We start from the raw sequence: 10,505 nt of genomic DNA on the forward strand, positions 1-10,505 counted from the left end.
CAGCCCCCCCGCGCGGGGGTGTGGGCCCGGCCCCGGGGCGCCGCCCGCACCCGCGCCTCAAACGCCGGCGGGGCTGACTTTGCCGGCAGGGCTGAACGTGGCTGGTCCGGTGACGCCGCGCATGCGAAAAGGCGGGATCATGCGGACCCCCGACCGCTTGATCCCGCCTTTTCCCCCCGCGGCCCCCGCCCTACCCCCGTAGGACGGGCCCCCTGGCCCGATGGTCTTCGTCAGGCGACGAGTTCCCCGAAGGACTCCGCCTCGTCCCGGCCGAAGCTCAGGACGTCGTCCTCCCGCAGCCGCCGCAGCGACCGCCAGATGCTGGACTTCACCGTGCCGACGCTGATGCCCAGGATCTCCGCGATCTCCGGGTCCGTGCGGCCCTCGTAGTACCGCAGCACCAGCATCGTCCGCTGCGGCTCCGGGATCCGGGCCAGCGCCTGCCACAGCACCGCCCGCAGTTCCGTACCGCGCATCGCGTCCGTGTCGGAGGCCGTCTCCGGCAGTTCCTCCGTCGGGTACTCGTTCAGCTTGCGCCGGCGCCACGCGCTGATGTGCAGGTTCGTCATGGTCCGCCGCAGGTACCCGCCGACCGCCGCCTTGTCGCTGATCCGGTCCCACGCCCGGTACGTCGAGAACAGCGCGCTCTGGAGCAGGTCCTCCGCCTCGTACCGGTCACCGGTGAGGTGGAACGCCGTCGCGAACAGCGCGGCGCGCCGTTCCTGTACGTACGCCGTGAACTCCGCCTCCGAGGAGGACGGCTTCGCCGGAGCGGGAACCGCCCGGTACGTGTTCGCGTCAATGGCTACAGGATGCGTCGGCCGCTGACGGGCGACCGTCGCCGTACGGACACCCGCCCGGCGGTTCGCATCGTGCAGCCGCGTGACGACCGCGCTGGTCGTGGTGCTGTGCAGCGTGTTCATCTCGCGCCCCCCGTCGTGGAGTCTGCTTCGGTCCGTCTCTGGTAGAAGCCTGCCCCGCCGACTTAACCGCGGTGTCCTGCGACTGTCACAGACCTGTCACAGCGGTCCGCTGCCGCAACCCCGTACGACGGACGGTCGAGTCCGGACGAGCGATGGGACAGAATGAGCCCGTGCCTTTCCTGTTGCTGATCGAGGACGACGACGCCATCCGCACGGCCCTCGAACTCTCCCTGTCACGCCAGGGCCACCGTGTGGCCACCGCGGCGACGGGCGAGGACGGCCTGAAGCTGCTGCGCGAGCAGCGGCCGGACCTGATCGTGCTGGACGTGATGCTGCCCGGGATCGACGGCTTCGAGGTGTGCCGGCGGATCCGGCGCACCGACCAACTGCCGATCATCTTGCTGACCGCGCGCAGCGACGACATCGACGTGGTGGTCGGGCTGGAGTCCGGAGCCGATGACTACGTTGTCAAACCCGTGCAGGGCCGGGTGCTCGACGCCCGGATCCGCGCCGTGCTGCGCCGGGGCGAACGCGAGGCCAGCGACTCCGCCGTGTTCGGGTCCCTGGTCATCGACCGTGCCGCCATGACGGTGACGAAGAACGGCGAGGACCTCCAGCTCACCCCGACCGAGCTGCGCCTGCTGCTGGAGCTCAGCCGCAGGCCCGGCCAGGCGCTGTCGCGCCAGCAGTTGCTGCGCCTCGTCTGGGAGCACGACTACCTCGGGGACTCGCGCCTGGTCGACGCCTGCGTGCAGCGGCTGCGCGCCAAGGTCGAGGAAGTCCCGTCCTCACCCACGCTGATCCGCACCGTCCGGGGCGTCGGCTACCGCCTGGACTCCCCACAGTGACCAAGCAGTTCCTGGGCGGCCTGTTCGCGGGCCGGCGGTGGACCAGCCTGCGGCTGCGGCTCCTCGTGGTGTTCGCCCTCGTCGCGCTGACGGCCGCCGTGTCCGCTTCCGGGATCGCCTACTGGCTCAACCGCGAGGCGGTCCTCACCCGTACCCAGGACGCGGCCCTCGGCGACTTCCGCCAGGAGATGCAGAACCGGGCCGCGGGGCTGCCCGCCGATCCGACGCCCGAGGAGCTGCAGCGCACCGCCGAGCTGATGGCGGGCAGCAGCCCCGGGTACAGCGTGCTGCTCGTGGACGAACTCAAGGGCGGCCGGAAGGTGTTCGGTGCGGCGGGCCCCGACTCCTTCGGGCTGGACGACGTACCCCAGTCCCTCCGGTCCGCGGTGAACGACCGGCAGAAGACGACGGCCGCCAACGACGCCGAGTACCACATGTACTGGCAGCGGACGAAGCCGCACGGAAACCCGTACCTGGTGGGCGGGACGCGGATCGTGGGCGGCGGGCCGACGGGATACATGTACAAGTCGCTCGCACAGGAACGCGACGACCTCAACGCGCTCGGCTGGTCCCTGACCATCGCCACCGGGCTCGCGCTGCTCGGCTCCGCGCTGCTGGCGCAGGCCGCGGCCCGTACGGTGCTCAAGCCCGTGCAGCGGCTCGGCGACGCGGCGCGGCGGCTCGGGGAGGGCGAACTGGACCACCGGCTGGACGTGTCGGGGACCGACGAACTCGCGGACCTGTCGCACATCTTCAACAAGACGGCGGAGGCGCTGGAGAAGAAGGTCGCGGACATGAGCGCGCGGGAGGAGGCCAGCCGTCGCTTCGTCGCGGACATGTCGCACGAACTGCGCACGCCGCTGACGGCGCTGACGGCGGTCGCCGAGGTGCTGGAGGAGGAGGTCGACGACCTCGATCCGATGATCGCACCGGCGGTGGCCCTGGTGGTCAGCGAGACCCGGCGGCTGAACGACCTGGTGGAGAACCTGATGGAGGTGACCCGCTTCGACGCGGGGACGGCGCGGCTGGTGCTGGACGACGTGGACGTCGCCGACCAGGTCACGGCCTGCATCGACGCGCGGGCGTGGCTCGACGCCGTCGAACTCGACGCGGAGCGCGGGATCGTGGTGCGGCTCGACCCGCGGCGGCTCGACGTGATCCTGGCCAATCTCATCGGCAACGCGCTCAAGCACGGCGGCTCGCCGGTCCGGGTGTCGGTGCGGGTGGAGGGGGAGTGGCTGCTGATCGCGGTCAAGGACAACGGTCCGGGCATTCCGGAGGAGGTGCTGCCGCACGTCTTCGACCGGTTCTACAAGGCGAGCGCGTCCCGCCCGAAGTCGGACGGGAGCGGGCTGGGGCTGTCCATCGCGATGGAGAACGCGCACATCCACGGCGGCGACATCACGGCCGCCAACGGGGCCGAGGGCGGGGCGCTGTTCACGCTGCGGCTGCCGGTGGACGTGGGAAAGGTGATCGCCGGTGAGGCGTAGGGCGGGGTGCGTGGCGGGGGTGCTCGTGCTGGCCGCTCTGACGGCGGGGTGCGGGATCCGGGCGACGACGGTGCCGGTGGACGTGGGGGCGGCGCCGTCACGGGTGTCGTGCGACACCAAGGCGCAGCCGGGCGGCGGGCAGCAGCCGAGCGGGGTGCCCGGGTTCCGGGCGACGGTGGAACTGGTGTGCGGCTCGCAGCTGGTGGGCGTGGAGCGGGTGGTCACGGTGCCCGAGAAGAGGCCGGCGCGGGAGCCGGTGGTGCTGGCGGCGCAGGCGCTGCTGGAGGCGCTGGAACGGGAGCCGTCGGCGGAGGAGCGGGACGCCGGCTTCACGACCGGGGTCCCGGCCGGGCTGTCGGCGGCACCGACGCGGGCGGGCGACCCGGCGGGGACGGTACGGCTGAGCCGGAAGCCGGAGGACCTGCCGCCGGTGGCGCTGTCGCAGATCGTGTGCACGCTGTCGGAGAGCGAGGCGGTGTCGGCGGGGCCGGGGCCGGTGGTCCTGGGCGGTCCGGACGCGGATCCGCCGCGGGCGTGGGAGTGCAGTGACGCCGTCCGGTCGCGGCCGGAATCGGTCCCGACCCTGGGCGACGTGGTCCGCCCGACGCCTTCCTGACGCCCCCACGCCGTGGGGCGGCTCCGACCGGTCCCCGCGCCTCAATCGCCGGCGGGGCTGGAATGCGGCTGCCCCGCCGTTTCCCGGGGCTCCGCCCCGTACCCCGCGCCTCGAACGCCGGCGGGGCCGAATGGGGCTCGGCTGAGTCCGGGGCGCATCGAGCCCCGCCGGCGATTGAGTGGGGGTCCCCCCGGGACGGAGTCTGGGGGAGGGTCCGGGCGGGGTGGGGGAAAGGCCCCGCGCAGCGGCCGTACGACGCGACAGCCCCCGAACCGGGAAGGCCCGACGGCCGATGCGTCTGTCCGGGCACTGCCACGCCGGGTCGGGCCTGGGGGGGCGTACAGGTACCGGACCGGACGGCCCGGGGAACGGCGACGCCCCCCGGTCCGGACGGCTCGGGGGGCGTTTGGACCCGTACAGGTACTGGCCGGCCGCTCGCGGACGGAGTCCGTCAAGCGGCGGGCCCGCCAGGGCCAAGGCGGGCGGGTGGCGCGGGAAGGGTCAGAGGCCCGCGGCCGCCGAGAGGTCCTTCTTGATCGCGTCCAGGACCTCCTGGCCCCGGCTGCGCGCCGGGGTGAGGTCCGAGGCCTCGGCCACCGGGACCACGACCTCCAGGTAGCACTTCAGCTTCGGCTCCGTACCCGACGGCCGCACGATCACCCGGGCCTTGTAGTCGCCCTCCAGGTAGTACCGCAGGCCGTCCGTCGGCGGCAGCGACTCAGTGCCCTCGTTCAGGTCCTCCGCCGAGACCACCCGCAGCCCCGCCAGCGACACCGGCGGCCGCGCCCGCAGCGCCGCCATCGCCGAGCTGATGACCGAGAGGTCCGAGACCCGCACCGACAGCTGGTCGGTGGCGTGCAGGCCGTGGGCCATCGCCAGGTCGTCCAGCAGGTCGGTCAGGGTGCGGCCCTGCTCCTTGAGCTCCGAGGCCAGTTCGGCGACCAGGAGCGCGGCCGTGATGCCGTCCTTGTCGCGGACGCCCTCGGGGTCCACGCAGTAGCCGAGCGCCTCCTCGTACCCGTAGCGCAGGCCCTCGACCCGGGCGATCCACTTGAAGCCCGTCAGGGTCTCCTCGTAGCCGACGCCCGCCGCTTCCGCGATCCGGCCCAGGAGCGACGAGGAGACGATGGACTCCGCGAAGGTGCCGCGGGCGCCCTTGTGGACCAGGTGGGCGGCCAGCAGCGCGCCGACCTCGTCGCCGCGGAGCATCCGCCAGCCGCCGTCGTCCGGGACGGCCACCGCGCAGCGGTCCGCGTCCGGGTCGTTGGCGATCACGATGTCCGGGCCGGCCGCGGCGGCCGTGGCGAAGGCCAGGTCCATCGCACCCGGCTCCTCCGGGTTCGGGAAGGCCACCGTGGGGAAGGCCGGGTCCGGCTCCGCCTGCTCGGCCACCAGGACCGGGGCGGGGAAGCCGTGCCGGGCGAAGGCGGCCGTCAGGACGTCCTTGCCGACGCCGTGCATGGCCGTGTAGACGGTCCGCACGCCCCGGGGGGAACCGGGGGTCAGAACAGCGTCCGTACGCGCCAGGTAGGCCTCCAGGACCTCGTCACCGAGGTCCTCCCAGCCGGACTCCGGGCGCGGGACGGAGTCGAGGGTGGTGATCCGCTCGATCTCCGCCGCGATCTCGGCGTCCGCCGGGGAGACGATCTGGGAACCGTCGCCGAGGTAGACCTTGTAGCCGTTGTCCCGGGGCGGGTTGTGGCTCGCCGTCACCTCGACGCCGGCGACGGCGCCCAGGTGCCTTATGGCGTACGCGAGGACGGGCGTCGGCAAGGGACGGGGCAGGACGGCCGCGCGCAGCCCGGCGCCGGTCATCACGGCGGCGGTGTCACGGGCGAAGTCCGCCGACTTGTAGCGCGCGTCGTAGCCGACGACGACCAGGCCGCCGGCGTGGCCCCGGGCCTTGAGGTAGGCCGCGAGGCCCGCCGCGGCCCGGATGACCACGGCGCGGTTCATCCGCATCGGGCCCGCGCCCAGCTCGCCACGGAGCCCCGCGGTGCCGAACTGCAGCATTCCGGAGAAGCGGTCCGCGAGCTCCGCCGTGTCGCCGGCCCCGACGAGCCCGGCCAGCTCGGCCGCCGTCTCCGGGTCCGGGTCCTCGGCCAGCCAGGCCCGGGCCCGGGTGATCAGGTCGTCCTGCACTTCCTGCACTACTTCCGCCTTACCTCTCGTACGGCTCGTACGGTCCTCAGATGCGGGCGAGGACCTGGGTCAGCAGCTTGCCCATGCGCGAGGCCGAGTCACGGCCGGCCTGGAGCACCTCTTCGTGGTTCAGCGGCTCGCCGGACAGACCCGCCGCCAGGTTGGTGACCAGGGAGATGCCGAGCACCTCGGCGCCGGCCTCACGGGCGGCGATGGCCTCCAGGACGGTGGACATGCCGACCAGGTCCGCGCCCATGACGCGGATCATGTTGATCTCGGCCGGGGTCTCGTAGTGCGGGCCGGGGAACTGGACGTAGACGCCTTCTTCGAGGGTCTCGTCGATCTCCTTGCACAGCGCGCGCAGGCGCGGCGAGTAGAGGTCGGTGAGGTCCACGAAGTTCGCGCCGACGATCGGCGATGCGGCCGTCAGGTTGAGGTGGTCGCTGATCAGGACCGGCTGGCCGGGCTTCATGCCCTCGCGCAGACCGCCACAGCCGTTGGTCAGGACGATGGTCTTGCAGCCGGCGGCGACGGCGGTACGGACGCCGTGGGCGACGGCGGCGACACCGCGGCCCTCGTAGTAGTGGGTCCGGCCGAGGAAGAGCAGCGCGCGCTTGTCGCCGATCTTGTACGAGCGGATCTTGCCGCCGTGGCCCTCCACGGCGGGCGGCGGGAAGCCGGGCAGGTCGGTGACGGGGAATTCGGCCTCGGGCGCACCGAGCGCCTCTGCGGCGGGGGCCCAGCCGGAGCCCATGACGAGGGCGACATCGTGGGTTTCGGCGCCGGTCAGCTCCCGCAGGCGGGCGGCCGCGGCGGTGGCGTCGGCGAAGGGGTCGGTAACAGATGCGTTCACGCTGACGAGCGTAACCGTTCCTGGCCTACGCGCGTAGATGGCACAGCTCACGGTGTTCGGATCGTTGCCTTGTCGTTTCCGCCGAATCGTCCCCGGGCCTGTGACGAGCCCGCGCGCTTCCCGGCGGGGCCGGGTTTCCCGGGGCGCCGCCCCAGACCCCGCGCCTCGAACACCGGCGGGGCCGGTTGTGCCGGCGGGGGCCGGGTTGTGGCGGCGGGCCGTGCGAGGGGCGCGTTCGGGAACGGGCGTCAGCAGGGGCGCTTGCGGAGTTCCATCACGTAGTCGTGCGGTGCGCCCGCGGACTCGGCCGCGTCCGCGATCTCGCCGAGGTAGCGGGCCGAGGGCAGGCCGCCCTCGTAGCCGTTCAGGACGTACACCCAGGCGGCCTCCTCGCCGTCCAGGGTGTGCACCCGGATCCGCATCCGGCGGTAGATGTCGAGCCCGACGCCCTCCCACCGGTCCATCGAGTCCTCGTCCAGCGGCGCGACGTCGTACAGGGCGACGAAGACCTGCTGGCGCGGCGCTTCGACGATCGTCGCCAGCGCCCCCTCCCAGCCCATCTGCTCGCCGCCGAAGGTCAGCCGCCAGTCGTTGATCCAGCCCGTGCCGCGCAGCGGCGAATGCGGAGCGCGGCGCGTCATCAGCCGCGGGTCGAGGTTGCCGGCGTACGCGGCGTAGAGCGACATGAGGTCGAGGGTACGGGAGGGCGGCCCGGGCGGCGTGCCCGGATGGATGACCGGGGGATGACCGCATCGGCGGACCGGATGGCGGGACCGGGCGTGAAGCACCTTGAAGCGTGCGGGACAATGGGGCACGGAATGCATCCCCCGGGGAGACCCCCCGGAAGCCCCGGCCGGGGCGGCAGCCGGCCGGGTAGACGTGAGGCGGAGTTTTCGTGACCCGGATCGTGATCATCGGCGGCGGACCCGGCGGGTATGAGGCGGCCCTCGTAGGGGCTCAGCTCGGCGCGGAGGTGACCGTCGTGGACTGCGACGGACTCGGCGGCGCCTCGGTACTGACCGACTGCGTGCCCTCCAAGACGCTCATCGCGACCGCCGAGGTCATGACGACCTTCGACTCGTCGTACGAGGAGCTGGGCATCGTCGTCGCGGACGACACCCCGCACATCGAGCAGGCCGCGCGCGTCGTCGGCGTCGACCTCGGCAAGGTGAACCGGCGCGTCAAGCGCCTCGCGCTCGCCCAGTCGCACGACATCACCGCCTCCGTCACCCGGGCGGGCGCACGCGTCCTGCGCGGCCGCGGCAAGCTCGGCGGCCCGCAGGGCATCGACGGCACCCGGGACGTCATCGTCACCGCGGCCGACGGCTCCGAGACGATCCTGACCGCCGACGCGGTGCTGATCGCGACCGGCGGCCACCCCCGCGAGATCCCCGACGCGATGCCCGACGGCGAGCGGATCCTGAACTGGACCCAGGTCTACGACCTCGACGAGCTGCCCGAGGAGCTCATCGTGGTCGGCTCCGGCGTGACCGGCGCAGAGTTCGCCGGCGCCTACCAGGCCCTCGGCTCCCGCGTGACGCTGGTGTCCTCCCGCGACCGGGTGCTGCCGGGCGAGGACCCGGACGCCGCCGCCGTCCTGGAGGACGTCTTCCGCCGCCGCGGCATGAACGTCATCGGCCGCTCCCGCGCCGAGTCCGCCAAGCGGGTCGGCGACCGGGTCGAGGTCACCCTCTCCGACGGCCGGGTCATCAGCGGCACGCACTGCCTGATGGCGGTCGGCGCCGTCCCCAACACCCAGGGCATGAACCTGGAGGAGTCCGGGGTCCGGCTCAAGGAGTCCGGCCACATCTGGACCGACAAGGTCTCGCGCACGTCCTCGCCCGGCGTGTACGCCGCAGGTGACGTGACCGGCGTGTTCGCGCTGGCTTCCGTCGCCGCCATGCAGGGCCGGATCGCGATGTACCACTTCCTCGGCGACGCGGTGGCCCCGCTGAACCTCAAGACGGTCTCCTCGAACGTCTTCACCGACCCCGAGATCGCCACCGTCGGCTACACCCAGGCCGACGTGGACGCGGGCAAGATCGACGCCCGGGTCGTGAAGCTCCCGCTGCTGCGCAACGCACGGGCCAAGATGCAGGGCATCCGGGACGGCTTCGTGAAGCTGTTCTGCCGTCCCGGCACCGGGATCGTGGTCGGCGGCGTGGTGGTCGCGCCGCGCGCCAGCGAGCTCATCCACCCCATCTCGATCGCCGTGGACAACAACCTGACGGTGGAGCAGATCGCAAACGCGTTCACCGTGTACCCCTCCCTGTCCGGTTCGATCGCCGAGGTGGCGCGCCAGCTGCACACCCGCAAGGTCGCCGGGGAGTCGTAACCGCCGCGAACCGCCCTGTTCCGCAAGGGATTTGGGGTGACGGGAGGGGCGATGGCGGACTGTTCACGCAACTGTCCGGCCGCGTATACCACTTGTCGCCCCACCTTATGGACAACTTCGGTATTCCGGCGGAAGGAGCTGAAAGCAGTCGGTCGCCCGGGTTACTGTCAGTTTCGTGTTCGCTGCAGAACGTCGCCAATTGATCCTCGAAATGGTGCGGGCCAACGGAGCGGTATCGCTCCGTGAGCTCGCCCGCGTCGTCCAGACCTCCGAAGTGACCGTACGGCGGGACGTGCGGGCACTGGAGGCAGAAGGACTCCTCGACCGCCGGCACGGCGGTGCGGTCTTGCCGGGCGGTTTCACGCGGGAGTCCGGCTTTCCGCAAAAGTCCCATCTCGCCACCGCGGAGAAGACGGCCATCGCCGACGTCGCGGCCGGCCTCGTCGAAGAGGGCGAGGCCGTCGTCGTCGGCGCGGGTACCACCACCCAGGAGCTGGCCCGCCGGCTCGCGCGGGTACCCGGGCTCACCGTGGTCACCAACTCGCTGCTCGTCGCCCAGGCGCTGGCCCATGCCAACCGGGTCGAGGTGGTGATGACCGGCGGCACCCTGCGCGGCTCCAACTACGCGCTCGTCGGCAGCGGTGCCGAACAGTCCCTCCAAGGGCTGCGGGTGTCGCGGGCCTTCCTCAGCGGCAGCGGCCTGACGGCCGAGCGCGGGCTCTCCACGTCCAACATGCTCTCCGCGAGCGTGGACCGGGCGCTGGTGCAGGCCGCCGCGGAGGTGGTGGTCCTCGCCGACCACACCAAGCTGGGCACCGACACCATGTTCCAGACCGTACCGACGGACGTCATGACGCGGCTGGTGACCGACGAGCCGCCACCGCACGACGACCGGGCCGGCACCGAACTCCAGGCGCTGGCCGACCAGGGCGTGCAGATCACGGTGGCGGGCGGCGCGACGGCCTCCGGCGGGGACGGCATGGCGGGCCGCCGGCCGCGGCGGGAGTCGCCGCTGCCGGTGCAGCGTCGCGGTGGTCCGACGGCGCAGCTGCGCAGCGCGCCGGCCGGTCTGCTGGAGCAGCAGGCCGGGGAGCGGGCGCGGGTGGCGGACATGCGGCGGCGCTAGCCGGTCGCTGCGCGGTTCGGGTGCGGCGCCGTTGCGCTGCGCGGCCCCGGCTGCGCCGGGCTTCTCGGGGCTCCGCCCCGCACCCCGCGCCTCAAACGCCGGCGGGGCTGAAAGGGCCGCCTCAAACGCCGGCGGGGCTGAAATGCCCGAAGGCCCCCGCCCGGTCGGGCGG

Annotated in this window: 9 protein-coding genes; 5 read left to right on the top strand and 4 right to left on the bottom strand. The window is 72.8% G+C overall.

Annotated features, from left to right (window positions below; translation table 11 throughout):
* Nucleotides 1-230 precede the first annotated feature (230 nt).
* Entirely contained in the window at nt 231-923 is a 693-nt protein-coding gene (locus ACWGH1_RS34725) for a SigE family RNA polymerase sigma factor (RefSeq protein WP_453356635.1), read from the bottom strand.
* 170 nt (nt 924-1,093) lie between these two features.
* Between ACWGH1_RS34725 and afsQ1 the strand changes: the two genes are divergently transcribed.
* Genes afsQ1 through ACWGH1_RS34740 form a run of 3 tightly spaced genes read left to right on the top strand, consistent with a single transcriptional unit; the run spans nt 1,094 to nt 3,877 of the window.
* Entirely contained in the window at nt 1,094-1,771 is a 678-nt protein-coding gene (gene afsQ1, locus ACWGH1_RS34730) for a two-component system response regulator AfsQ1 (protein ID WP_180291024.1), read from the top strand.
* Nucleotides 1,768-3,261 carry an ATP-binding protein gene (locus ACWGH1_RS34735; protein ID WP_453356634.1) on the top strand — a complete coding sequence of 498 codons (1,494 nt, stop codon included), beginning with the start codon at nt 1,768-1,770 and terminating at the stop codon, nt 3,259-3,261. Before afsQ1 ends, ACWGH1_RS34735 begins: the two co-directional genes overlap by 4 nt.
* Entirely contained in the window at nt 3,251-3,877 is a 627-nt protein-coding gene (locus ACWGH1_RS34740; protein ID WP_453356633.1) for a hypothetical protein, read from the top strand. Before ACWGH1_RS34735 ends, ACWGH1_RS34740 begins: the two co-directional genes overlap by 11 nt.
* Before the next feature lie 501 nt (nt 3,878-4,378).
* On the opposite strand, the gene ACWGH1_RS34745 is transcribed toward ACWGH1_RS34740, so the two are convergent.
* From ACWGH1_RS34745 to ACWGH1_RS34755, 3 genes are all read right to left on the bottom strand, one after another.
* Nucleotides 4,379-6,019 (bottom strand): phospho-sugar mutase, encoded by a 1,641-nt coding sequence (locus ACWGH1_RS34745; RefSeq protein WP_453355313.1) that lies wholly within the window; start codon nt 6,017-6,019, stop codon nt 4,379-4,381.
* A 46-nt stretch (nt 6,020-6,065) separates the two neighbouring features.
* The gene (locus ACWGH1_RS34750; RefSeq protein WP_453355311.1) at nt 6,066-6,872 is read right to left on the bottom strand and encodes a purine-nucleoside phosphorylase; all 807 of its coding nucleotides are present in this window, start codon (nt 6,870-6,872) and stop codon (nt 6,066-6,068) included.
* Nucleotides 6,873-7,120: 248 nt separating this feature from the next.
* Complete coding sequence (locus ACWGH1_RS34755; RefSeq protein WP_453355310.1) at nt 7,121-7,558, bottom strand: gamma-glutamylcyclotransferase; 438 nt, start codon at nt 7,556-7,558, stop codon at nt 7,121-7,123.
* Between the two features lie 209 nt (nt 7,559-7,767).
* Here ACWGH1_RS34755 and ACWGH1_RS34760 point away from each other — a divergent pair, with 209 nt between their 5' ends.
* Both ACWGH1_RS34760 and ACWGH1_RS34765 read left to right on the top strand, forming a co-directional pair.
* On the top strand, nt 7,768-9,207 hold the full coding sequence (locus tag ACWGH1_RS34760) for an NAD(P)H-quinone dehydrogenase (protein WP_453355309.1): 1,440 nt from the start codon (nt 7,768-7,770) through the stop codon (nt 9,205-9,207).
* 211 nt (nt 9,208-9,418) lie between these two features.
* Nucleotides 9,419-10,333 carry a DeoR/GlpR family DNA-binding transcription regulator gene (locus ACWGH1_RS34765; RefSeq protein ID WP_453355312.1) on the top strand — a complete coding sequence of 305 codons (915 nt, stop codon included), beginning with the start codon at nt 9,419-9,421 and terminating at the stop codon, nt 10,331-10,333.
* Nucleotides 10,334-10,505 lie beyond the last annotated feature (172 nt).

It is taken from the genome of Streptomyces sp. NPDC054883 (assembly GCF_053610645.1).

Bases quoted from the DNA above. Each gene is read 5' to 3' on its own strand.
- ACWGH1_RS34725 (WP_453356635.1), bottom strand. From the start codon at position 923: ATGAACACGCTGCACAGCACCACGACCAGCGCGGTCGTCACGCGGCTG.
- ACWGH1_RS34755 (WP_453355310.1), bottom strand. From the start codon at position 7,558: ATGTCGCTCTACGCCGCGTACGCCGGCAACCTCGACCCGCGGCTGATG.
- ACWGH1_RS34765 (WP_453355312.1), top strand. From the start codon at position 9,419: ATGGTGCGGGCCAACGGAGCGGTATCGCTCCGTGAGCTCGCCCGCGTC.